Source organism: Pseudomonas sp. 2,4-D (assembly GCF_030418155.1).
GTDB classification, from domain to species: Bacteria; Pseudomonadota; Gammaproteobacteria; order Pseudomonadales; family Pseudomonadaceae; genus Aquipseudomonas; species Aquipseudomonas alloputida.
The window spans coordinates 20192-44872 of the sequence record NZ_JAUHUI010000018.1 but is presented as its reverse complement, the minus strand read 5'-3'; the positions used below and the strand labels follow the sequence as shown (position 1 = coordinate 44872).

General features: G+C 62.5%; 18 protein-coding genes and 1 pseudogene. 9 read left to right on the top strand and 10 right to left on the bottom strand.

Going from position 1 to position 24681, the window contains the following annotated elements; translation table 11 throughout:
• Nucleotides 1–9: 9 nt before the first annotated feature.
• On the top strand, nt 10–2463 hold the full coding sequence (locus QYE47_RS14830) for an AMP-binding protein (RefSeq protein WP_070383998.1): 2454 nt from the start codon (nt 10–12) through the stop codon (nt 2461–2463).
• 26 nt (nt 2464–2489) lie between these two features.
• Here the strand turns inward: QYE47_RS14830 and QYE47_RS14825 are convergent, their stop codons facing one another.
• Together QYE47_RS14825 and QYE47_RS14820 are read right to left on the bottom strand one after the other, a co-directional pair.
• A complete protein-coding gene (locus QYE47_RS14825; protein ID WP_003250798.1) occupies nt 2490–2975 on the bottom strand; it encodes an isochorismatase family protein in 486 nt (161 codons plus the stop codon).
• 322 nt (nt 2976–3297) lie between these two features.
• Complete coding sequence (locus QYE47_RS14820) at nt 3298–5694, bottom strand: hypothetical protein (RefSeq protein WP_014591481.1); 2397 nt, start codon at nt 5692–5694, stop codon at nt 3298–3300.
• A gap of 296 nt (nt 5695–5990) precedes the next feature.
• On the opposite strand from QYE47_RS14820, the gene QYE47_RS14815 reads away from it, so the two are divergent.
• The 3 genes from QYE47_RS14815 to QYE47_RS14805 are packed head-to-tail and all read left to right on the top strand — an operon-like array spanning nt 5991 to nt 8904.
• The gene (locus tag QYE47_RS14815) at nt 5991–6854 is read left to right on the top strand and encodes a sensor domain-containing diguanylate cyclase (RefSeq protein ID WP_019438977.1); all 864 of its coding nucleotides are present in this window, start codon (nt 5991–5993) and stop codon (nt 6852–6854) included.
• A 17-nt stretch (nt 6855–6871) separates the two neighbouring features.
• The gene (chrA, locus tag QYE47_RS14810) at nt 6872–8224 is read left to right on the top strand and encodes a chromate efflux transporter (RefSeq protein ID WP_014591483.1); all 1353 of its coding nucleotides are present in this window, start codon (nt 6872–6874) and stop codon (nt 8222–8224) included.
• A gap of 11 nt (nt 8225–8235) precedes the next feature.
• Entirely contained in the window at nt 8236–8904 is a 669-nt protein-coding gene (locus tag QYE47_RS14805; RefSeq protein ID WP_070383999.1) for a bifunctional 2-polyprenyl-6-hydroxyphenol methylase/3-demethylubiquinol 3-O-methyltransferase UbiG, read from the top strand.
• 68 nt (nt 8905–8972) lie between these two features.
• Here the strand turns inward: QYE47_RS14805 and quiC are convergent, their stop codons facing one another.
• Nucleotides 8973–10880 carry a 3-dehydroshikimate dehydratase QuiC gene (gene quiC, locus QYE47_RS14800; protein WP_070384000.1) on the bottom strand — a complete coding sequence of 636 codons (1908 nt, stop codon included), beginning with the start codon at nt 10878–10880 and terminating at the stop codon, nt 8973–8975.
• A gap of 289 nt (nt 10881–11169) precedes the next feature.
• Between quiC and QYE47_RS14795 the strand changes: the two genes are divergently transcribed.
• Nucleotides 11170–12543, top strand: coding sequence for an MFS transporter (locus QYE47_RS14795; RefSeq protein ID WP_014591486.1), 1374 nt, complete (start codon nt 11170–11172; stop codon nt 12541–12543).
• Nucleotides 12544–12656: 113 nt separating this feature from the next.
• On the opposite strand, the gene QYE47_RS14790 is transcribed toward QYE47_RS14795, so the two are convergent.
• The 5 genes and pseudogenes from QYE47_RS14790 to QYE47_RS14770 all read right to left on the bottom strand — a co-directional run.
• Complete coding sequence (locus QYE47_RS14790; RefSeq protein WP_014591487.1) at nt 12657–14069, bottom strand: DOPA decarboxylase; 1413 nt, start codon at nt 14067–14069, stop codon at nt 12657–12659.
• A gap of 149 nt (nt 14070–14218) precedes the next feature.
• A complete protein-coding gene (locus tag QYE47_RS14785; RefSeq protein WP_014591488.1) occupies nt 14219–15163 on the bottom strand; it encodes a LysR family transcriptional regulator in 945 nt (314 codons plus the stop codon).
• 137 nt (nt 15164–15300) lie between these two features.
• A complete protein-coding gene (locus QYE47_RS14780) occupies nt 15301–16014 on the bottom strand; it encodes a YebC/PmpR family DNA-binding transcriptional regulator (RefSeq protein WP_004575404.1) in 714 nt (237 codons plus the stop codon).
• A gap of 97 nt (nt 16015–16111) precedes the next feature.
• Entirely contained in the window at nt 16112–17503 is a 1392-nt protein-coding gene (locus QYE47_RS14775; protein WP_014591489.1) for an FAD-dependent oxidoreductase, read from the bottom strand.
• Nucleotides 17504–17586: 83 nt separating this feature from the next.
• A pseudogene (locus tag QYE47_RS14770) lies at nt 17587–18834 on the bottom strand (MFS transporter); the annotation flags it as partial.
• A 243-nt stretch (nt 18835–19077) separates the two neighbouring features.
• Between QYE47_RS14770 and QYE47_RS14765 the strand changes: the two are divergent.
• Both QYE47_RS14765 and QYE47_RS14760 read left to right on the top strand, forming a co-directional pair.
• A complete protein-coding gene (locus tag QYE47_RS14765; protein WP_070384002.1) occupies nt 19078–19947 on the top strand; it encodes a LysR substrate-binding domain-containing protein in 870 nt (289 codons plus the stop codon).
• Nucleotides 19948–20004: 57 nt separating this feature from the next.
• Complete coding sequence (locus tag QYE47_RS14760) at nt 20005–20376, top strand: DUF2784 domain-containing protein (RefSeq protein ID WP_014591492.1); 372 nt, start codon at nt 20005–20007, stop codon at nt 20374–20376.
• On the opposite strand, the gene tam is transcribed toward QYE47_RS14760, so the two are convergent.
• Nucleotides 20366–21142 (bottom strand): trans-aconitate 2-methyltransferase, encoded by a 777-nt coding sequence (gene tam / locus QYE47_RS14755; protein ID WP_019438830.1) that lies wholly within the window; start codon nt 21140–21142, stop codon nt 20366–20368. The two genes, QYE47_RS14760 and tam, sit on opposite strands and share 11 nt — an antisense overlap.
• A gap of 114 nt (nt 21143–21256) precedes the next feature.
• Here tam and QYE47_RS14750 point away from each other — a divergent pair, with 114 nt between their 5' ends.
• The gene (locus tag QYE47_RS14750; RefSeq protein WP_019438829.1) at nt 21257–21436 is read left to right on the top strand and encodes a hypothetical protein; all 180 of its coding nucleotides are present in this window, start codon (nt 21257–21259) and stop codon (nt 21434–21436) included.
• A gap of 3 nt (nt 21437–21439) precedes the next feature.
• Here QYE47_RS14750 and QYE47_RS14745 read toward each other — a convergent pair whose 3' ends face one another.
• Nucleotides 21440–22852, bottom strand: coding sequence for an amino acid permease (locus QYE47_RS14745; protein ID WP_019438828.1), 1413 nt, complete (start codon nt 22850–22852; stop codon nt 21440–21442).
• A 324-nt stretch (nt 22853–23176) separates the two neighbouring features.
• Between QYE47_RS14745 and QYE47_RS14740 the strand changes: the two genes are divergently transcribed.
• Entirely contained in the window at nt 23177–24601 is a 1425-nt protein-coding gene (locus QYE47_RS14740; RefSeq protein ID WP_014591496.1) for a PLP-dependent aminotransferase family protein, read from the top strand.
• The last annotated feature ends 80 nt before the right edge of the window (nt 24602–24681 follow it).

The window sequence follows — 24681 nt, the reverse complement described above, 5'->3', positions numbered from 1 at the left end:
TCGATCATCATGCCAGACCTGCGCCCGACCCCGACGCTGTGCCTGGAATACCGTGCCGAACAGCCCATCCACGACGCTTTCATCCAGCAGGCCAGCCGCTGCCCGGCGGCCATTGCCATCATTAGCCAGCACACAACCTGCAGCTACTCCCAACTGGAGCAGATCAGCGCGGGCATTGCCGCGTTTCTGGTTAAAAACGCCGCCAGCGGCACCGATCGTGTGGTCATCGTCACCCACCACGCACCGTTGGTGCACTTCATCGACTGGCATGTGCGCCAGCACGGTTTTACCGAGGCCGACACCTTCTCGCTGCTTTCTGGCCTGGGCCACGACCCGGTATACCGCGACGTGTTCACGCCACTGTCGCTTGGCGCGACCATTGCCTGCCCGGCCCAGTCGACCCTGACCGCCCCCTCACGGCTGGCCGGCTGGCTTCACCAGCACGGTGTGAGCGTGATCCACCTCACCCCGCCGCTGGGCAAGCTGATCGAAACTGGCGCACACCTGAACGGCCAGGTTCTCGCCCAACTGCGCTACCTGTTCTGGGGTGGCGATGCACTCAGCCCGACGCAGTACCAGCAGGTCCGCGCCATCGCACCGAATGCCGTCAATGTGAACTTCTACGGCACCACCGAAACCCCACAGGCCATGGCTTTCCATACCCTCGACCCGGAAATGGACAATGCCCGGGTGCCCTTGGGAAAAGGCATTGCCGATGCACAGTTGCTGGTGGTCAACCCGGCCAACCAGCTGGTCAGCGAGGGCGAGACAGGCGAGATCCTGATCCGCAGCCCCTACCTGTCGCGGGGATACTGGGACGACCCGGGGCTGACCGAAGCCAAATTCATCGCCAACCCGTTCACCGCTGACGCGGCCGACCGCTGTTACCGCACGGGTGACCTGGGCACCTATCTGGCCGATGGCAGCGCCCGTTTTCTGGGGCGCGCTGACAGCCAGGTGAAAATCCGGGGGCATCGCATCGAGCTGGCGGAAATCGAGAACGCCATCTGCCGTCTCCCGCAAATAGGGCAATGCGTGGTCCTGGCCAACCACGACAGTGCATCGACCCGTCTGGTGGCCTATTGCGTCGCGCAGCAGGACATCCGTGCTGACGAACTGCGCCAGGCCCTTAGCGGCCAGCTGCCTGACTACATGGTTCCGGCGCTGTTCGTGTTCCTTGATGCCCTGCCGCTCACCCCCAACGGCAAGGTCGACAAACGCGCGCTGCCTGCGGCATTTGACGACAGTATCAACCCACCGTTGTCACCCTTGGCCGAAAAGCTGAGTACAGCCTGGGCCCGCATCCTCCAGGTACCGCGCCTGGACGCCAGATTGAGCTTTGTCGAACTGGGCGGCGACTCGCTGTCGTTCGTGCAGGCGTCGCGTGTGCTCGAAGCACTCATCGGTCACCTGCCTGAACGTTGGGAAACCCTGCCGGTGTGCCAGCTGGCCGAGCTGAGTGCGCCGCCCAAAGGCGCGTGGCGGGTAATGGAAATGCCGGTGTTCATCCGCATGCTCGCCATCATCCTGATTGTGGTCGGCCACCTGGGTGATTTCGACCACTGGCCGATACTCGGCGAAACCTCGGTGCTGTTCCTGGTCTCCGGCATCGCCCTGGCGCGCTTTCAGCTCAAGGCCATCGAAGCGCGTGGCGATGCACGCACGCTGCTCAGGCCACTGACAGCCATCGTGGTGCCAACCCTGTTGTACAGCGCATTGATCCAGCTGGTATTCGCCCGGCTGCACTGGCAATCGCTGCTGCTGGTTTCCAACTGGTTCCCCGCCAGCGAGGTCAGCCTGTTCAACTATTGGTACATCGAAGTGTTGGTGCAGATGATCGTGATCATTGGCCTGGTGCTGTCGATCAGGCGCGTGCGTCAGGTGCTGGTTGCCGACCCGTTTCGCTGGCTGATCATCGCTGCCTGTGCACTGGTGGCGCTGGATGTGTTCCTCAACCAGTTCGTATTCGACGCCAGTGCCCTGCTCAATCGGGTACCCCAGCACTTCCTGGCGGTGATGGTGCTGGGCATGGCCGTGCACCATGCCGACACGACCTCACGCAAATGGGTGGCCAGTGCGGTGGCCGTGCTGGTGGTTGGCGAGCTGGACCTGATGGCGGTTGCCGGTGTTGGCTGGCAAGCGCTCACACGCTATGTCGACATCGCCCTGCCAGCGATACTGGCGCTTGTCTGGTTCCGCTCGGTGCCAGTACCCGCCCTGGTTGCACGGGCAGGTGCGGTGATCGCTTCGTCAACCTTGTATATCTACTTGACGCATTTCCAGTTCGAGTCGGTGGCGGAGCATGTTTTCGGGCACCCGCTGTTCGAGGTGGCCCTGGCACTCGCTGGAGGGGTACTGGTGAGCTATTGCTGGAACACCCTGTTGCGTCTGCTGTTTACCCGCAGGCGCAAGCAGCATCAGGCCCGTGGAGCCGATCCAGCTGAACGCGTCACCTCTGCCTGAACGAAGATGCCCCGCCAGCGCATGCACTACGCGCGTCCGGCCAGTTCAGCCAGCACCTCGGCCGAGGTGGTGACCTGGCGGAAGTGGTGCTTCCACAGGTCGGTCCCCAGCTTGCCCGAGCGGTCCAGCGACGACCCTATTGTCATGTCTGTCACCAGCGTGGGCATCAGCCCTGCATCGAACAGGGCAAAGCCGGCGGCCAGCACGCAGGTTTCGGTCTGTAGCCCACACACAAGCACCCGCTCTACACCCAGTTGCCGGATGTAGTCGATAGCTTCGGCACTTTGCCCATAGCCATGCTTGACGAACACCTGGTCGGCCTCGACCAGGCTCTCGTCCTCGGCCGCCGGGTGCCAGCCGAGCTGGCGCTCGAACGGCGTGACCTGTTCATCGTGCAACTCGACCGAGGCTATGGTGGGAATGTTCGCTGACAACCGCCGCAAACCATCGACCAGCCACTCGGGCGGGCTGAAGGTGGACTGAACATCGACGATGAGCAAAACCTGGCGCATGGGCGGATTCCGGCACGGGCAAAAGGCGCGAAGTATAACGCGAAGCAACTGCCGTGGTCGCTGGACAGGCCCGGGGAAACATTCAGCGACTCTTTGCGCGGGAAAAGGGGCTGCTGATGGTGCCGGCGATGATGCCCCAACCGATATGCAAAATGGCGCGGAGTATGACGCGTGGCGCCGGGCTTGATCATCGGTCGTAGGGCATTCTCAATCGACGCTACCCGCACCAGCCCGTGATAGCAGCCAAACCGGTAGCAATGCCACACCAGGGCCTGGTCAACGCTCATTGGCGCAGTGGTGGTTGATATCATCTACCCATGGTTCAATCTGCCTGAACGGTTGTGATATTACGGTGTTCGGCAAGTGGCAGGACTAGCAGGACATACCCTTCGAAGACACCATAATCACCGCTATCGAAGGTTGCGCTTATCAATGCGAAGCGGGCTGTCTCGTCTATACCCGGTGTATAGACTCCTGCCGAAACACTACCGGGTCCGTAGCGCACCTCCCAGTTGACGCCCTCCGGCGGGAACGGGGTTTGACTGACATCCAACACCGCTTTCGTACCAGCAGGGTCAACAGTGGCGCTCAGCGTCATGGGCGTCAACTGCCCCATCTCGGTGATCAGTACACAGGTACTGGTTTGTTGGCTTTCAGGGTCTGTCACCTGGATTTCTTCAACGACATAAGCAACTGTGCCTGTGTCGGCTGGGCTGGTGACCGTCACCGCCTGCCCCGTGCCCAGAGGTTCGTCCTGATAACGCCATTGCAAGGTCGCAGGATTGCCGAGCGTCCAGGCATTGAAATCGACGTCTCTGCCTGCCTGGGCAACCACAACCGCAGGGTTGGCTTGCAGCGTTTCGCGAACCACGGTGATCAAGGCCTTGCTTTGAATTGCCGGAATCAAAATATTGGTGGCTGTTACCAGCACGTGTGCGCATGACTTTGTCATGTCGCTGGCACTGGGTGCGGTAAAGACGCCTCCGTTAATAGACAGAGGAACACCTTCTGCAATGCCGGAAACGGCCTCAACGGACCAAAGCACCCGCGCCCAGGCAGGCTCGGCCTTGAATGTCGTGGTTTTACCTGCGAGCAGGGTAGTTTCCATCGGACTGACGTTGAAATAACCAGCAGCGGGATTTACCTTGCCGAAAAAAGCTATATCGTGCGGGGCCAAGAGTCTTGTCCCCGTTAAAATGCTCTGAAAATTTAACCTCAGCACATCGCTCGCTATTTTACTTGTGCGAGACTCGAAAATCAGATTGGTTTTCAGATTTTCCACCACACCATCCTGAAGCGTGATAAACCCCGAAGTACCAAAGCTGGTAAGACGCGTCCTGAGCAAGTCACTTAACCTGCCCATCGCCGGTTTTACCAAACGCCCGAGAAACTCGCTCGCAGAGCCGGAAGAATCACGTGCAGGCGGAGGCTTTATGTCGCCAAAAATCGGTTGAAAGCCAACCCGCTCGGCAAACCCATAGGATTCGCACACCAGTTGTGTCAAGCCTTCGGGATCAAAGCTGTATGCCAACTCTGCTTCATAGTGAAAATCTGCTTGCACAGGCGCCAGGAAATCATCCAGGTCAAAGTCTTCAAAGACCAGTCTGTCTCGTATTTCGCCCCTGGCGTCATCGATATTACTAAACCTGACCATCAGGTTGCCACGCATGGACAACCTCACCTTCCACTGGTTATCTATATTGCTGATGGTCAACGCATCGGTCATGTCTATGTTGGCTTCAAAAAATTCAAAAGTCCCCGTCACAGTCCAATTTGCGCCAAGCGCAGGAATCGTTACCGTCTCGTCAACCCACTGGTGCGGCAGGGTAATATATCCCTTCTTGCAGACAACCGCCGGTAAGTCGCCATCACGCCGGAGCAACTCAAACTCAGCATCCTTGATCACACCGCCGAAGGCGCTTACGAACTGCGCGAGCAACAACCGTTCCGTATTGAACAGGACGGTTGCAGTATAGTCACCATCATTGGGTATTGCGTACTTGTAATCCGCGCCTGGAAAATGCCCCCCCGCTCCATCCTCCATATCGACAAACAGCACGACTGCACCCTCCACATCGGTGGGACCCCTTCCCCTGGCCTGGGTACGCAGGCTAAACGAGACGGGGCGATGCAACTCGACATTGCGCTTTGACAAATGGCCAATCGGAAACTGACGCTGTTCATCAAGCAGCGCCGAAAATTTCTGCCTGAAGAATTCGGTCAGCAAGCGCGTCTCGCCGGTGTAGCACGGCATTGAAAAATTTTCCGTTTCACTGAGATCCAGACGGATCGTGTCAGTTTCATCCACGTGGCCACCAGACGCCTCCAGGTCAATGTCCAGACTCAGATCCGCGTTTTGCACACCCCCTAGCACATCCAACTGGCGCACCTGCCACTGTTGACTCTTGAACATCAGCGCGTACGCATTGGCTTCGGCAATTGTAATCAGCAGGTGCGCCTTGTTACCAGCAAGGTTCACATCGAAAATCAATCTAGGCAACGTGAGACTACAATTGGACAAGGCAAAACGATAGTCAGGCCCGTTGCCGATGAATCCGGAAATGGGCGGTAAACGATTCGCTGTATTGAAGCGCCGAATGGACGTTTGCTTCAATAGCGCATTAATCTTTCCTCCATCAATGAAGAAAACCATGTCCCAGCCCAACAGGCGTGTTTCTTCACCTAACCATTTGACCAGTTCAGCGGTTGAATAATCCATGTTTCTCTCCGCATGTCCATTGTTGGCGCCAAACACTCGAACGACTGTTCAGAACACTCGCGCTTCATTTGATGTGCAGACGGATTTCGCTACAACTGGCAGTTTTGTCAGGTGCCATGCCTTTTACGTGGCTCATTTTTCCCCTGCCTAGGCCCGAACCACCGATGTAGAGGCCGCCCCTTTCGATGCGATCGTTGCCAGTTTCAAGGAAGGGGGCACCAGCCCTGCAGGCTGCCGTAGCTGCGACGTATTCCTTCAGGCTATGATCGGTCACCCTGCCGCGGACACCCTGAGCCATGCCCGTAGACCTGCAAGCGTTGTACCCCAGGCTGATCCACCTGATGCTGGATACGGTATTCGTGGTCGACAGGGACAACCAGATTGTGTTCGTCAGTGATGCCTGCAAGACACTGCTGGGCTACGAGGCCTGCGAACTGATCGGCACGCCGATCACCCGCTACATGCACCCTGACGACCTCGCGGCCACGCGCGCCTCGATCATGCGGGTGATGAACGGCCAGCCGCACTACGACTTTTGCAACCGTTACCTTCGCAAGGACGGCAGCGTGGTGCACATTCTGTGGGCGGCCTGCTGGTCTGATGAGGCCCAGGCGCGTATCGGCGTGGCGCGGGACGTTACCGCCCAGCGCAAGGCCGAAGACGAACTGCGCTTCCTCGCCCATCATGACCCGCTGACCCGGCTGGCCAACCGCGCCATGTTCAATGAACGGCTGGACACCGCCCTGGCCGCGGCCCGGCGTCACAACCGCAGGCTGGCCCTGCTGTTCCTCGATATCAATGACTTCAAGCAGATCAACGACAACCACGGCCATAGCGTGGGTGACCGGGTACTGTGCACGCTGGCCCGCCGCCTGGAACGCTGCGTTGGGGCGGCTGGCACGGTAGCGCGGATGGGCGGCGACGAATTCACCGTGCTGTTGCCCGATTGCCCATCGCCGGAGGCCATTGCCACGCACGTACAGCACATTCTCGCGGTCATGGCCGATCCGCTCGACGCCGAGTTTGCCGGCATCGATGCACCGTCCTGCAGTATTGGCGTAGCCCGCTTTCCCGAAGACGGCAACGATGCCGACATGTTACTGCGCCATGCTGACGGGCACATGTATCGAATCAAGCGCCAACGCGCTGCAACTGGCTGAAGGCAAGGGCACACCGCATGGCTGAACAACCGCAAGCAACTGCCGGGCAAACACCCGCCTCAGTCGGCCTGGGCCAGGCATTGCTGTTCTGGCTGAAGCTGGGCTTCGTCAGTTTCGGCGGCCCGGCCGGGCAGATTGCGATCATGCACCAGGAGCTGGTGGAGCGGCGCCGCTGGATCAGTGAGCGGCGTTTCCTGCATGCCCTCAACTACTGCATGTTGCTGCCCGGGCCCGAAGCCCAGCAACTGGCCACCTACATCGGCTGGCTGATGCACCGCACCTGGGGCGGAGTGATTGCCGGCGCTCTGTTCGTGCTCCCGTCGCTGTTCATCCTGATCGGCCTGTCATGGGTCTACCTGACCTGGAGCGAAGTTCCGGTGGTCGCCGGGATTTTCGAAGGGATCAAGCCGGCCGTGACCGCCATCGTCGTGCATGCCGCCCACCGCATTGGCACGCGAGCGCTGAAGAACGGCTGGCTATGGGCCATTGCCGCTGCCTCGTTCGTGGCCATTTTCGCGCTTGACGTCCCCTTCCCGCTGATCGTGCTGGCGGCCGCACTGCTGGGTTATGTCGGCGGCCGGCTACTGCCGGCACAGTTCGCGCCCGGAGGGGGCCACAACGCAGCCAGGGCCAGCCAGCGCCCGGCACTGATCGACGACGATACCCCGATACCCGCGCACGCCCGCTTCAGCTGGGGCCGCTTGGTGACCTTGCTGCTGACGGTTGCGGCGCTTTGGCTTCTGCCCATGAGCCTGCTGATGGCAACCTTTGGCTGGCACGGCACACTGACGCAAATGGGCTGGTTCTTCACCAAGGCGGCGCTGCTGACCTTCGGCGGTGCCTATGCGGTGCTGCCCTATGTCTATCAAGGGGCTGTCGGCCACTATGGCTGGCTGTCGCCCACACAGATGATCGATGGCCTGGCGCTGGGCGAGACCACGCCTGGGCCGCTGATCATGGTGGTGGCCTTCGTCGGTTTTGTCGGTGGCTACCTGCAGCCGATGTTCGGCGCCCACCAGGCGTTCCTCGCGGGCGCAGTGGCAGCGGGCCTGGTGACCTGGTTCACCTTCCTGCCCTCGTTCCTGTTCATCCTCGCCGGAGGCCCGCTGGTGGAGTCGACCCACAACGAACTGAAGTTCACCGCCCCACTGACCGGGATCACTGCGGCGGTGGTGGGGGTAATCCTCAACCTTGCGCTGTTCTTCGGCTACCACGTGCTGTGGCCGGCCGGGTTCGATGGCGCGTTCCACTGGTCCTCGGCTGTGATAGCGCTCGCGGCGGCTGTGGCGCTGTTCCGCTACAAGCGCGGGGTGATACACGTGTTGATCGGCTGCGCCGTTGCCGGGCTTGCCCTTCACCTTTTCCGCTGATGGAGCCGATCATGCGCAACCCTAAAGACGCCTTGCTCGACAGTTGGCACCATAACGCCCAGGCCTGGATCGACGCCGTACGCCACGGCGCCATCGAAAGCCGTCGCCAGGTCACTGACCAGGCCATCCTGCTGGCCATCCTCGGCCGCCAGCCCGAACGGGTGCTCGACCTGGGCTGCGGTGAAGGCTGGCTGCTGCGCGCGTTGGCCGACCGGGGTATCGAGGCCGTGGGCGTCGACGGCGACAGAACCCTGGTGGATGCAGCGCGGGCTGCGGGCGCGGGTGAGGTGCACCTGGCCAGCTATGCGCAGTTGGCTGAGGCGAAGGTGCATGTTGGCAAGGACTATGAACTGATCTGCGCCAACTTCGCGCTGTTGCACCAGGACATCATTGAACTGATGTCGGCCATGCGTGCTTTGCTGGTACCCGGCGGTGCGCTGGTGATCCAGACCCTGCACCCGTGGAGCGTGGCCGATGGGGATTATCAGGATGGCTGGCGAGAGGAGTCTTTTGCCGGGTTCGCCGGGAATTGGCAACCGATGCCTTGGTATTTCCGCACCCTGGCCAGCTGGCTGAATGCGCTGGACATGGCGGGGTTGCGACTGGTCAGTCTGCAGGAACCGCAGCATCCGCAGAGCGCGGTGCCGCAGTCGTTGTTGATGGTGGCTGAGCGTCACTGAATCGGGCCGTAACAATCCTGTGGAAGCAGGGTTCACCCCGCTCCCACAAGACAGGCCGGTGCAGGCGACTACAGCACCGGCTTGCGCGCCGCCCCGCTACGGGCCTTGGCCATGGCTGCCAGGCGCACCGCAACGTTGGCAGCGCCGTAACCAGCGTACCCCGCCTTGCGCTGGATGATCTCGAAGAAGAAACGCTCCTCGAACGGCTCGGTATAGACGTGGAACAGCTCGCCACCTTGAGCGTCGCGGTCATACAGCACGTTGTAGTACGCCAGCTCACTGAGGAACTCGTCGTCGAAATCGAAACGCGCCGCCAGGTCGTCGTAGTAGTTCAGCGGGATTTCCAGCAGCGGTACCCCTGCCAGCTTGGCCCGCGCCACTTCGCGGAATATATCGTCACAATCGAAGGCGATGTGATGCACGCCCGAACCACGGTAGCTTGAAAGCGCATGGGCAATGGCGGTGTTGCGGTTTTCCGAGATGTTCAGCGGCAGGCGCAAGGTGCCGCACTGGCTGCGCAGGGCGCGGCTCTTGACCAGGCCATACGGGTCGGGCAGCACCACTTCGTCGTCGGCGGCGAAGTCGAACAAGCTCTTGTAGAACAGCACCCAGCTGTCCAGCGACTCGGCCGGCAGGGCCAGGGCCATGTGGTCGATGCGGCGCAGGCCGCCGGTAGCGGTTGTGTTGTTGTCCAGGCTGAAGTCGGTGTCGTACAGGGTGTGGCCGGCAGTGCCCTGCTCCACCAGGTACAGCAGGCTGCCATCGGGCGCTCGCACCGCCGGCACTTCGCATTCGTTGGGGCCGACCAGGCCGCGGAACGGCTGGCCACGGAAGGCGGTGGCCCGCTTCAGGGCCGCTTGCTGGTCCTTGACCCGCAGCGCAGTGGCGCACAGCGACGGGCCATGGGCCTCGAAGAAGTTGTGGCCGAAGGAATACGGTTCAGCGTTCAGCACAATGTTGATATCACCCTGGCGCAGCAGTTGCACTTCTTTGCTGCGGTGCTTGCCGGCTTCGGCAAAGCCCAGGCGCTTCAGCCAGTTGCCCAGGCGCGCGCCGACGGCTTCGTCGACCGCAAACTCCAGGAACTCCACGCCGTCGTAAGCACTGGCCGGCGGCGGGGTGAACAGTACGCCAGGTTCGATCGGCGTGTTTTCCTGCTCCAGGCGCAAGCGGGTCTGCTCTTCGAGGTACAGCAGCGAACGCAAGCCGTCGGCGGCATTCTGCCGGGTCGGTGCGGCGCGGAAGCCGTCGTTGAAGATTTCCAGCGACAGCGGGCCACGGTAACCCGTGGCGAGGATCGGCGCCAGGAAACCGGCCATGTCCATTTCGCCCTGCCCCGGGAAGCAGCGAAAGTGGCGGCTCCACTCCAGCACATCCATGGCCAGAATCGGCGCATCGGCCATTTGCACGAAGAAGATCTTGTCGCCGGGGATGTCGCGGATCGCGCTGGGGTCACCTTTGAGCGACAAGGTGTGGAAGCTGTCGAGGATCACCCCGAGTGCCGGGTGGTCGGCCTGGCGCACCAGGTTCCACACTTGCTGGTAAGTGTTGACGTGGCGGCCCCAGGCCAGCGCTTCGTAACCAATGCGCAGGCCACGCTTGCCGGCATGTTCGCCCAGCAGGCGCAGGTCGTCGACCAACAGTTGCTCGTCACCCAGGGCATCGGCCTGGACGTTGCTGCACACCAGCACCAGGTCGGTACCCAGTTCCTGCATCAGGTCGAACTTGCGTTCGGCGCGGTCGAGGTTTTTCTGCAGGCGGTCACGGCGGCAGCCTTCAAAGTCGCGGAAAGGCTGGAACAAGGTGATGGCAATGCCCAGGTCGGCGCACATCTGGCGCACCTGGCGCGGGCTGCCAGCGTAATAGAGCAGATCGTTCTCGAAGATCTCGACGCCGTCAAAACCGGCGGCGGCGATGGCTTCGAGCTTTTCCGGCAGAGTGCCGCTCAAGGACACGGTAGCGATCGAACGCTGCATGGCGGGAGTTCCTTGTTGTTGGAGGAATACGGTGCCATTCGGGCAAACAAGCCCTGTCACAGTTTATGGCACGATCGATTATTCGCAGGTAAAGTCGTCGCTTCAATCTCTTTGTACGGAATGGTTAGTTTTGCGTTCGATTATCGCACAAAACCCGTTTTAGCGAATTGCTAGACCGCGGGCCCGTGGTCAACATGGACCACAGACGCAGGCACACCGACCGTTGCCTCCTGCCTTGGCATAACCTCTGGCGGAACCTGCGCAAACAACAATAACAACGGAGACAACGATGGCTCACTCCAGCTCGCAAGCAAAGAAAGCGACCGCCAGTGGATGGATAGGCTCGGCACTCGAGTACTACGACTTCTTCATCTACGCCCAGGCCGCTGCGCTGATTTTCCCGCAGATTTTCTTCCCTAACACCGACCCGAAAATGGCCATCATTGCCTCGTTGGCCACCTATGGCGTGGGCTACCTGGCACGCCCGATCGGCGCCTTCGTACTGGGCCACTGGGGTGACACCCGCGGTCGCAAGAACGTCCTGCTGCTGTGCATGTTCCTGATGGGCCTGTCGACCATGGCTGTCGGCCTGCTACCGACCTACCACGACATCGGCTACCTCGCACCGGCCTTGCTGGTGGTGTTGCGCCTGATCCAGGGCTTTGCCGTGGCCGGGGAAATTTCCGGTGCCAGTTCCATGATCATGGAGCACGCGCCGTTCGGCCGAAGAGGCTACTACGCCAGTTTCACCCTGCAAGGTGTGCAAGCGGGCCAGGTTCTGGCGGCGGCGGTATTCCTGCCACTGGCTTACTTCATGCCTAGCGAAGCCTTTACCGAATGGGGCTGGCGCATTCCCTTCCTGATGAGCGCCATCGTGCTGATTGCCGGTTTCATCATCCGTAAGGAAGTTCACGAAACCCCGGCGTTCGTCAAGGAAGAGAAACAGGACAAGGTTGCCAAGTCGCCCATCAGCGAAGCCTTCCGCCACAGCTGGAAGCACATGGTGCTGGTGATGTTCATGGCCCTGATGAACGTGATCCCGGTCGTGGCCACCATCTTCGGTGCGGCCTACGCGGTGCAGCCGGCGTATGGCATCGGCTTCGACAAGAGCGTGTACCTGTGGATTCCGGTGGTCGGTAACATCGTCGCGGTGCTGGTGATCCCGTTCGTGGGCAACCTGTCGGACAAGATCGGCCGTCGCCCGACCATGATCGCTGGCTGCCTGGGCTCTGGCCTGCTGGCCTTCGTCTACCTGTATGCGATCAGCATCCAGAACGTGCCAATGGCATTCGCCGCCTCGATCGTCATGTGGGGCATGGTCTACCAGGGTTACAACGCGGTGTTCCCAAGCTTCTACCCAGAGCTGTTCCACACCCGCTACCGCGTTACGGCCATGGCCATCGCGCAGAACATCGGCACCATGCTGACCGCCATGCTGCCCGCGCTGTTCGCAATGGTTGCCCCACCCGGCTCGGACAACATTCCGCTGGTAGTCGGTGGGCTGGCCTTCTTCATCACCGGCGTGTGCGCCCTGGCGGCCTACATTGCCCCGGAAACCCACCGCCTGGCGATGGACGACCTGGGCAACCCGGACGCCAAGCCGATGGAAAAGGCAGCCTATGAAGCCAGCCGTAAAGGTAGCTTTCAGGCGGTGAGCCACTGATAGATTGCAGGGGCTGCTTTGCAGCCCCTTCGCGGGCAAGCCCGCTCACACAGGCACCGTACAGGCTTCAGCCCTGATGCGATGCTGTGAGAGCGGGCTTGCCCGCGAAGGCTTCAGCCTTTGATCACGTCCTGCAGACGTGCCCACAGCCGCTGCACATCCCCCCGCTCGGTCGGCAGCGCACCGATCGAAACCCGCACCATCCACCGCCCGTCCAGTGTAGCCGGCGTCACATAAGCATCGCCGGATGCATTCAGCCGCTCGGCCCAGCCCTTGGTATGCGCATCCAGCGCATCCCCTTCAAGCCCGGCCGGTCGATGGCGAATGCACAAGGTTTGCAGCTGTACTGGCGCCAGCACTTCCCACTCCGCCGCCGCCTCGACCTGCCCCGCCAGCCATTGGGCATTGTCCAGGTCACGCCGCAGTCGCGCCTGCAATGCGTCGACACCCTCGCTGCGCAACATGAACCACAGCTTCAACGCACGGAACCGACGGCCCAGCGGAATCCCCCAGTCGCGCAGGTTCTTCACCTCGCCATCCACCGCCGACTGCAGGTAGCTGGGATTGGTGCTCATTACCCGGATCAGGTGCTGCGGATCGCGCACGTAGTAGATTGAGCAATCGAACGCCACACCCAGCCATTTGTGCGCGTTGACCACCACCGAATCGGCCAGCTCTATGCCGTCCCACATCCAGCGGCACTCGGGCAGGATCATCGCCGACCCGGCCATGGCCGAGTCAACGTGCAACCACAGCCCATTGGCCTGGGCGATTTCACCGACCGGGCGCAGCGGGTCGAGGGCAGTGGTCGTCGTGGTGCCGGTGGTGGCAACCACGGCGCACGGCTGGTTTCCGGCAGCCAGGTCCTGTTCGATCGCCGCCTGCAGTGCCTCTGGGCGCAGGGCGTAGCGTTCGTCGGTGGGAATCAGGCGGATATTGTCGCGGCCAAAACCTGCCAGCAGTGCAGCCTTGTCCACCGAGCTGTGGGCGTGGGCGCTGACATACACGATCAAAGGCTTGGGCTCGGCCTGCAGGCCACCACGTACCAAGGCGTAGTCAGTGGCGCGTTCACGGGCGCTGATCAGCGCCACCAGGGTGCTGGTCGAGGCGGTGTCCTGGATCACGCCACTCCACTGGCCAGACAGGCCAAGCAACTGGCGCAGCCAGTCGAGGGTGGTTTCTTCCAGTTCGCTCAGGGCCGGGCTGGATTGCCATGACAGGCCCAGCACCCCAAGACCGGTGCTGAGGAAGTCCCCCAGCACCGAGGACAGGGTGCCATTGGAAGGGAAATAGCCATAGAAGTCCGGGTGCTGCCAATGGGACAGGCCGGGCATGACCCACTGGTTGACATCATCGAGGATAGCCTCGAAGGGTTCGCCTTGGCGGGGCGCGGTTTGCGGCAAGGCAGCCTTGAGGTAGCCAGGTTCGACCTGGGCCATGACCGGGCGTTCGCCGACGGTCTGACGGTAGTCGGCAATCAGGTCGATCAGTTGGTGGCCGTACTGGCGGAATTGTTCGGGGGTCACGCTAGCTCTCCTGGGAGTTATCCATTGCCTGTGCAGGCCCTTTCGCGGGTAAACCCGCTCCTACAGCCGCGAAGAAGCCGCACAATCAACACAATGCCCCAGTCTAGGCACCTATCCCCAGCCGAATAACCCCGCATCACGCATAGCTGCTATGGCAAACCCGCATGCCCACCCTGCACCCCGAACTGCGACTGGCGCCACAGCTCGAACACCCGGTTGCGCAACCAGCGGTGCTCGGCCGAAGCCTGCAGGCGCTGGTGCCACACCACCCAATAGCGCTGGCTGTGGTCGATGAAGCCCAGTGGTCGCCAGGCCAGGTCATGCAAACGGCTCAGCTGTCGGGCAATGTGCTCGGGGACCGTGGCCACGGCCTGACTGTTGGCAATCACTTGTACCGTGGCGCAGAAGAACGGCACTTCGAGGCTGACCCGCCGCTGCAGGCCTTGTGCACGCAAGTGCCGATCGATGAAGCTGTCCTTGTCGCCACCGCCCGAAATGCGCACATGCTTGTACGCCAGGTAGTCGGCCTGGCTGAGCGCGGCCTGCGCGGCCAGCGGGTGATCCTGGCGCATCAGGCATACCGCGCGGTCCTCACCCAACAGCCGTCCATGCAGGTTGGGCGGCGACTCGTCGAACAAGGTAGTCGCCAGATCGATTTCTCCGCTGGCCAGCAAGGCGTACTGGCCGGCCTGCCAGGTGCGGTACTCCAGCGATACACCTGGCGCTTCGCGCTCCAGCGCCGCCACCAGCAGCGGCAGCATGTGCTCGGCCACATAGTCCGAAGCGGCCAGGCAGAACCGCCGCTCGCAACGCGCCGGGTCGAAGATGGCGGGCTGGCGCAGCGCGTGCAGTTCTTCGAGCACCTGGCGCAAAGGCTCGACCAGGGCTTCGGCGTGTTCGCTAAGCACGTAACCACGCCCTTGGCGCACCAGCAACGGATCATCGAAGGCTTCACGCAGGTGGGCCAACTGGCGGCTCAGGGCCGATTGGCTGACGCCCAGGCGCTCGGCCGCGTGGCTGAGGTTTTTAAGCTGCAACAGGTGGTCGAGGGTGCGCAGGTGGGCGAGGCTGAGGGAGGCGAAGGTGGGGTTCATGCAGGCTCCCTGCGGTGGAATTCAAAAGCCTATTCGCGGGCAAGCCCGCTCCCACAGGGTTCTCACATCGTTCAGCATCGTGAAAAACCTGCGGGAGCGGGCTTGCCCGCGAACAGGCCGCAACGCGGCCCCGACGATTACTCGGTCAGGCCAACATAGACGTTCTGCACGTCATCGTGCTCGTCGATCGCCTCGAGAAACGCTTCGACCTCGGCCAACGCTTCGGCACTCAGGCTGGCCGCGCTTACCGGGTTTTTAGGGGTGTAGCCGATTTTCGCCGCGGTTACGGTGAAACCATGCTCCGGCAGGGCCTTCTGCACCGCGTCCAGGTCGGTGGTGTCGGTAATGAACAGGGTCGAGCCCTCTTCTTCACCTTCCTCGAAGTCCTGGGCACCGGCTTCGATCGCGGCCATTTCCGGATCAGCGTCAGCGCTCGCAGGCGTGGCTTCGATCAGGCCTACATGGTTGAAGTCCCACGCTACCGAACCGCTGGCACCCAGCTGGCCCTTGCGGAACAGCACGCGGATCTGCGCGACGGTGCGGTTGATGTTGTCGGTCAGGCACTCGACGATCAGCGGCACCTGGTGCGGAGCGAAACCTTCATAGCTCACCGCATGGTATTGCACGGCATCACCGTCCAGGCCTGCGCCCTTGCGGATTGCCCGATCCAGGGTCTCGCGGGTCATCGAAGCCTTCTTGGCTTGCACGATGGCCAGGCGCAGGCGCGGGTTCATGTCGGGATCGGCACCCGACTTGGCAGCGATCTGGATTTCCTTGGACAGCTTGCCCATGATCTTGCCTTTGGCATTGGCCGCTGTTTCTCTATGTTTGGCTTTCCACTGTGCGCCCATGTCGACTCTCTTGTTTCAGCGGCCGGTTCAGGAAGCGACCGGCCAAAAGTGGGTGCATTTTATACGCCCTCGAGCATGGGATCGACAAGAAATCTCATCAGCCTTTATCGGCTTTGCCCGCCGCCGCGGCAAACCGCGCCAACCGCACATCCAGCCTTCGTGGGCGCACACCACGATCTTCGGCCTGCTCCTTGCGGCGAATGGCATTGCGCACCACCAGCGAGCCCAGGTAGCGGATCGGCTCGGGCGGGAACAGCCCCAGCGGGCCTTTGACCAGCGGCGACCGGGTCCACGGGTTGTCCAGCCCCAGCGCCAGCGACGAAAGAATCTGCCCGCCCATGTGGCACGGGCCAACACCGCTGCCGGAGTAACCAAAGCCATAGAACACGTTGCCCTGCCCGTCCAACCGCCCAAAGAACGGCAGGCCGGTCACCGAGCGATCGGACGGCCCGTTCCAGCTGGCCGCCAGTGGCACCTCGGCCAAGGCCGGGAAAAAGCCGCCAAGGCTTTCGCGCAGCAAACGCCGATACGGCGACGGCTGGTCGAACACCGGCAACATGCGCCCGCCATAGGCAAACGTGTTGCCGCCCTTGCCGAGCATCAGCCGGCCATCGGAGGTGTTGTGGTAGTAGTGCACGAAAATACGCGAGTCGAGCACGCTGATGCCGCTGTCCAGGCCGATCTGGCGCAGTAGCTCGGGGCACGGTTCGGTAATGACCATGTCGCTGGAAACGATCGCCACACTGCGCTCGAACTGCGGGAAGACGCGCGCCATCCAGGCATTGAGGCCCAGCACTACACGGTCGGCGCGCAGCGTGCCGTGGGCCGTGCGTACCTGCACCGGGGCGCCGTGTTCCAGGCCGGTCATGGCGGTGCCTTCGTAGAGGCGCACGCCGCGCTGCAAGGCCACGCGGCGCAGGCCGCGCACCAGTTTGCCAGGCTGCACGGTGGCGGCGGCCGGCGAGAACCAGCCCTCCAGGTGCCGTGCCGAACCGGCCAGGCGCTGCACCTGCTCCAGCGGCAAGCGGCGGAACGAGTTGATGCCCTTGTGCTCCAACGCGGCGATCACCGCGTCGGTGGCACCGACCTGCGCTGCGTTGGTGGCCGTGTACAGCGTGCCGTCCAGGCGGAAGTCGCAGTCGATGCCATTGGCCGCGCAGAACACACCGATGTCTGCGATGCTGCGCTCCGACTCGCGCACCAGCCGCACCGCCTCCGCCGCCCCGAACAGGCGTTCGAGGGTGAAGTACTTGGCCGACCAGGACAACGCACACCCCCCATTGCGGCCGCTGGCACCGGCACCACAGATGTCGGCCTCGATCAGCACCACATCCAGGGCCGGTACCGCTTCCTTGAGCATCAGTGCCGTCCACAGGCCGGTGTAGCCGCCGCCGACAATGCACACATCGCAACGGGTATCGCCTTGCAGCGGCGGGCATACCGCCTCCTGCGCCGAATCCAGGGCCTGTTGCAGCCAGAAGGGTCTCATTCGCTCGCTTTCCTTTAAGTACGCAGTGGCTTGATTGCCATGCTGGTGTTCGGTGCCACGTCGGTGCCTTGCGCGCTGCTGGCCGGGCGGCTGTTCCAGTGCGGCAGCAACACCAGCGCCGAGAACAGCGCACAGCCTGCGAACACGATGAACACCGTGACGCCGTCGGAGTAACCCGGCAGCAGCCCACCCAGCACCGCGCCCACCGAGCCACAGCCATTGACAAAACCTGCTGCGGTGGCGCCGGCCTTGGCGGTGCCGAAGTCGATGGCTGCAGCGCCGCTGATCATCGAGTCCGGCCCGTACAGGGTCAGGCCCATGACGAACAGCAGGGCCACCACCAGCAGCACGCTGCCGGTGTGCATGGCCGCCATGAACAACGCCAGTGTCACGGTCAGCAGCACCAGGCTGATCACGCAGGCCGGCATGCGTCGGGCGCCAAACAGTTTGTCCGAGGCCAGGCCGATCATGATCGGGCCAAGCAGCCCGGCCAGTTCGAAAGCAGTCGGGATGATTGCCGCGCCCACTTTGCCCACCGAGGGCATCTGCTCGAAGACGATCACAGGGCCCCACAGCAAGATGGCGTAGCGCGCCGGCTTCAGCAGGAAGTACGCCAGGCCCAGGGTCAACACCGTGCGGTTGCGCAGGATCTCCCGCAGGGGTGCCCATACGCTGCACAGGCTGCCGGCCGGGGCCATGCTTTGCGGCTCGGGCTCAACCGCTGGCAAGCCGACGTCCTCGGGTTTGTTGCGCTGCAGGAAGAAGAACAGCACCGCCACCAGCGCCACCACTGCCGCGCTTGAGAAGAACGCCGCATGCCAGGTGCCCACCAGGGTGTAGGCCCACCAGCCCGCGAACGGCGAGGCCACCAGGCCGCCGAAGGCATAGCAGGAACTCCACAGGCCCAGCACCCGCCCGCGCTGCGAAGCCGGGAAGAAGCTGCCGATGTTCTTGCACAAGCCGGCCCAGCCGGTGGATTGCGCCAGGCCCTGTACCAGCATGCAGGTAGCAAAGATCGGGAAGGTTGCGTAACTGCCCATCACGACTGCCGCCGCCGCAGAAATCAACAACCCGCCCAGCACCACCACGCGCGGGCCGAAGCGGTCGGCAAGCATGCCCCAGGTGAATTGGCCCACGGCATAGGCGGCCAGGTAGATGGCATCAAGGTTGGCCATGGCGGCCTTGTCGAGCATGAAACCTGGGTCTTCGGCGATGCCCAGCTTGGCCACCGAGAAGGCTTTGCGGGTGAAGTAGAAGGCGGCGTAAGCCAGCCAGGTGATGGCGAAAATCTGGATGCGCCAGCGTTTGAACGCGGCTAGGGATTGGTTCATGTAAGTCTGACCTCTTGCTCAAGTGTGCCGGCAGAATGTGAAGAAACGCCTGTCTTGTTCTTGTGTTACGCACAGCGATGACGAGGCTGTCATCGGGTCAGGTGGCGCCGTGTGAGCGCCATGGCCCTGGCGGCATTCGTGGTGCCAGCGTCGGGCTGAAATCTATGGAAACAGTTGCTGTAAGATAAATAAAATCGATTTATCGTATTACACACATAAGCCCAGCTTGTTACTGAGGTTGTCATGTCGGTTTCCCACGCTCAACTCAAGGCTTTCCACGCGGTGGCCGTGCACGGCAGCTTTACCCGCGCCGCCGAAAAGCTGTTTCTTACCCAGCCTGCGGTGTCCGACCAGGTGCGCAAACTGGAGGAGCGCTTCGGTGTATTACTGTTCCACCGCAACAAACGCTCGGTGCAGCTCACCGACCTTGGCGAGCGGCTGCTGGGCATCAGCCAGCGCCTGTTCGCCTGCGAGGCCGAAGCCCAGGAGCTGTTGCACGACTCGCGTGCGCTGCACACCGGCAGCCTGGTGCTGGCAGTGGATGCGCCGGTGCACGTGCTGCCGCAGATCGCCCGCTTCTGCCAGCGTTATCCGGGTATCCAGGTGAAGATCGAAACGGGCAATACCGACGAATCGCTGGCGCGGCTGTTCAGCTATCAGGCCGACCTGGCCCTGCTGGGGCGGGACGTCGACGATGAGCGCCTGCATTGCCTGCCGCTGCGTCGTGACCCGATGGTGGCGTTCGTTTCCCACCACCACCCATGGGCCAGCCGTGGCTCGATCAGCCTGGCCGACCTCGATGACATGCCGCTGGTGCTGCGCGAGCCCGGTTCGGTGACGCGGCAGACACTGGAGGAAGAGATGCAACGTGCCGGGCTGCGGATACGCGCAGCGATCCAGGTGGAAGGCCGGGAAGCGGCGCGTGAAGCGGTGGTGGTAGGGATTGGTGTGGGCGTGGTGTCGGCGGCGGAGTTCGGTGCCGATGCGCGGGTGTGTGCGTTGCCGATTGTCGATTGCCAGCGGCATTTGACCGAGACCCTGGTGTGCCTGAGCGAGCAGCGTACGCGCCGGGTGGTGGCGACTTTCCTGCAGATGGTCGAGGAAGGGGTGTAGGCCAGATCAGGCAACCCAACTATGCTGGGATAACCCCAATCCCCGGGCCCCCACCCCATGCTCTACCGCCTTGCCGCCGACACCCTGGTGCTGCTGCACCTGGCCTTCATCCTGCTGGTGCTGTTCGGCGGCCTGCTGGTGCTGCGCTGGCGCCCTGCCCTGTTGCTGCACCTGCCGGTCCTGGCCTGGGGCCTGGCGGTGGAGTGTCTGCACCTTGGCTGCCCGCTCACCACCTGGGAAAACCGCATGCGCAATGCCGCCGGTGACGCAGGTTACCAGGGCAGCTTCGTCGAGCACTACGTCTGGCCAATGATCTACCCCGCCGGCCTGACCCCGCAGATCCAGCTGCTGCTGGGCACCCTCGTGCTAGTGCTGAACCTTGGCATCTACAGCTACGTGGCCTGGCGCTGGCGCCGCCCTAGCGGGTAGCGATCACGAACAACCGCGGGAAGGGCAACAGGACCTTGCCATCAGAGGCCGGCGGATAGTCGCGCTGCATGGCCTGCAGGTACATCTGCAGGAAGTCGGCCTGCTCCTGCTCATCAAGCCTGGCCAGATAAGGCCGCAACGCCGAGCCCTTGAACCATTCCACTACCGCTTCGGCGCCCCCCACCAACGGGTGATGATAGGTGGTGCGCCACACGTCCACCCGCGCGCACAGCGGGCTGAGCAAGTCGTAGTAGAACGCCGCGTTGTGCCGTGGCGGCAGCTGCAAGTCGGCGAATTTCGCCGCCCAGGGGCCTTGGCTTGCGATCTCGCGCAACTGCCGGTGGGCCGGCTCGTCGAGGTTGTCCGGGGTCTGCACGGCCAGGCTGGCGCCTTCGCTGAGCTGGCGCACCAGGTGCGGATACAGCAAGGCGTGGTCAGGCACCCATTGCAGCGAGGCATTGGCCAGGATCAGGTCCTGCGGCTCGGGGGCAGTCCAGCCGGCAATGTCGGCAATCACCGTGCGCACACGCGGAATGCACAGCCGCTTGCGCTCACGGGCCTTGTCGATCATGTCCGGGTCGCTGTCCAGCGCCGTCACCTGGGCATCGGGGTAACGTTGCAGCAGCACTTCGGTCGAATTACCGGGGCCGCACCCCAGGTCGGTGGCGTGGCGCACCGGCCGTGGCGGGATGGCGGCAATCAGGTCGCGTACGGCGCGTGTGCGTTCGTCTTCGAACAGGGAATACTGGTTGGCGGACCAGGCCATGTGCGGCTCCTTTGGGCGGGCAATGTGCCTAGCATATGCCATCTGTCGCCCGGCGGGACGGTTGCGAACGGATTACCCCGGAACTGATCACCTGTGCTTGAAGTCAGTCCTTGCATGCACACGCCTGTGAAGACCTACATCGCCCTCGCCATCCTGGCCCTGATCGCTGCGGCCGCCCTGCTCGGCTCACCGTGGATGAACCAGCGTTTCCACATGCCCGCAGAAAAAGCCCAGGCCCAACAACGCGAAACGGCCGGGTCCCCAAGGGAGCCGGCCGTTTCCAGACGCGAGTGACGCTTAGTGCTGCTTGCTACCAGAGCGGATCTGGTGCACCACACCCATCACCACCACGACCGCCGCAGCGATACCGGTGGAAATGACCAGGATCTGGTAGTCAGGCATGAAGGCCATGGTGACCAGAGCAGCCACGATGAACGCGATCACCAGGTAGGTCAGCCACGGGAACAGCCACATCTTCAGGCGTACTTCCTTGCCCTCGGCAATCAGCTTGCGGCGCATGCGCAGCTGCGAGAAGGCGATGACCAGGTACACCAGCAGGGCGATCATGCCGGTGGTGTTCATCAGGGTGTCCAGCACGTCTTTCGGGCGCAGGGTCTCGCTGAAGTTGATCAATGCACACACCACGGCCACGGCGCACGAACCCATGATCGCGTACACCGGTACACCGGTACCGGCGCGGGTGATCTTGAAGAACGACGGCGCGTCGCCACGCTGGGCCAGGGAGAACAGCATGCGCGATGCGGTGTAGTGGCCAGAGATCAGGCAGCTGCTCACGGAAGTCAGCACCACGAAGTTCATCAACAGCTCGGCATACGGCACGCCCAGCAGCTCCAGGGTACGGCGATAAGCGCCATAGCCAGAAACACCCAGGTGCGGGTCGTTCCACGGTACCAGGCAGACGATCAGGAAGATCGAGCCGACGTAGAACAGGCACACACGCCAGACCACCGAGTTGGTCGCCTTGACGATCTGCGCAGCCGGGTCCTTGGCTTCGGAGGCCGCGATGGTAACGATTTCGGCGCCGAGGAAGGCGAACATCACCCCGAGCAAGGCACCGATTACAGTGGTGATGCCATTGGGCATGAAGCCTTCGGCGGTGAGGTGGCTGATGCCACGCACTTCACCGAACTGCCAGATGTTCATCACGGCAGCCGTACACACGATCAGGAAGCAGACGATCGCAATCACCTTGATCAAGGCGAACCAGAACTCGAACTCACCGTAGTGCTTGACGTTGAAGAAGTTGACGGTGATCAGCAACAAGGTCGTGGCCAGCACGAATACGTTGACGCTGACGTCGGGGAAGAAGCCATGCAGGATCTTGCCCGCCACATAGGCTTCCCAGGCCATGAGGATGACCCAGTACCACCAGTACAGCCAGCCGATGGTAAAACCGGCCCAACGGCCAATGGCGCGGTCGGCGTAGGTCGAGAACGAGCCGGTGTCAGGCGAGGAAGTCGCCATTTCACCCAGCATGCGCATGATCAGCACCACCAGGATGCCGCCTGCCAGGTAGGCCAGGACAGCGGCTGGGCCGGCGCTGTGGATCACGCTGCCGGAACCGACGAACAAGGCGCCGCCGATAACCCCGGCGATCGACATCATCGTCAGGTGGCGCGACTTCAGCGAGGCACTGAGCTTGCTCTCGTGCCCGCTTTTCGCGGTGGTGGTTGTGGATGTTGCGTCCATCAGTTGTGTACCCCGTGCTTCTTCTTATCCAAGGAAAACTGTGAAATCCCGATGGCTGGCGATTTCACCTGTACATCAGTGCTAATGCGGGCAGGATGGTGTGAATTACACACGCAGGCCTTCCATGGCGGCCTGCTGACGCGCCCCAGGGCGACTGCCTGAGGCGAACTGAACATGCTTTATGTGGCGATATCCGACACCTAATGTAAAAATGTCCGACGCAGAGAGCCATGCACAGTGGCATGAATCTCGCACTGCACTGTATAGGTCGCCCATGCAGTACACCCTGCAGACGCCAGGCGATACGCACCCTGAAGGCCCCGAATGTTCGAATTACATCCAGACTCCTCTACCCCGCTGGTCAACCAGATCATCGATGGGCTGCGCGAGCTGATCGACAACCAAACCCTCAAGCCAGGCGCCAAGGTCCCGTCGATCCGCGCCTTTGCCGCCAGCTATTCGGTGAGTACCTTCACCGTGGTCGAGGCCTACGACCGCCTGGTCGCCCAAGGGCTGCTGGTGAGCCGTGGCAATGCGGGGTTCTTCGTCAACCGTGCGGCGGGCGAACTGCTGGAGCAGCACAACACCGAGGCCGACACCAGTCGACCAACGTTCAACTCCGAGTGGTACCTGCAGCAGATTTTCGAAATCCGCCAGTTGCCGTACAAACCAGGGTGCGGCTGGCTGCCCAACGACTGGATGTACGAAGACGGCCTGCGCCGCGGCCTGCGCCAGGTGGCGGGTAGCCCGCTGGAGTTGTCGGGGTACGGCGACCCCATGGGCCTGATGGAGCTGCGTGCGCTGACCGCACAGAACCTGCAACAAGAGCTGTCGATCGTCGCCAACCCGGCACAGCTGATGCTCACCCACGGCGCCAGCCAGGCCCTGGACCTGGCCGCACGCACACTGGTGCGCCCGGGCGATGTGGTGCTGGTGGACGACCCCGGCTACCCGAACCTCATGAGCATCCTGCGCACCCAAGGCGCAACCCTGGTAGGCGTGCCACGTACACCGGCCGGCTACGACCTGAACCAGCTGGAGCAATTGCTCACCCACCATCGCCCGACGGCGTTCTTCACCCAGCCGCACCTGCACAGCCCGACGTGCTCGCGCACCCCGCTGCCGCAGTTGCACCGCCTGCTGCAGCTTGCCAGCCAGCATGGCTTCCGCCTGGTGGAGAACAACCTGTACGCCGACATGGTCGCCGAGCCGCAGCCATGCCTGGCCAGCCTCGACCATCTGCAGCAGGTGGTGTACGTGGGCAGCTATTCCAAGAGCATTTCGCCCAACGTGCGGGTCGGCTACATGCTGGCCAACCCCGAGCTGATGCAAAAACTGCTGCACCTGAAGATGCGCTCAGGCCTGACCACCTCGCAGGTGATGGAGCGCGTGGTGTATGCGGCGATCATCGACGGGCGCTGGCGCAAGCACCTCAAGCGCCTGCGCCAGCGCCTGGCCGAGGCGCATCAGGAAGTTGGCCGGCATCTGCATCGATTGGGCTTCGAACTGTTCACCGAATCGGATGAAGGCATGTACATCTGGACCCGCCACCCGGCGATTCCCGACAGTGCCGCGTTGCTGGACGATGCGCTGGAGAAAGGCATCATGCTCGGCCCTGGGCAGTTGTTCATGGTCGACGCCAAGGCGACCGGGTGGATGCGGTTCAACGTGGCGTTCAGTACGGATCCGGCGATGTGGGAGTTGTTGGAGAAGGTGTTGGTGAAGCACGTGCGGCGGGGTGGGATGTAGGGGGTGTCGACCCCGATCGATGGAGGGCAAAAACTCGAAAGCCGCAAAGCGCCCATGGGAATGGGTTCACACGCGAAAAG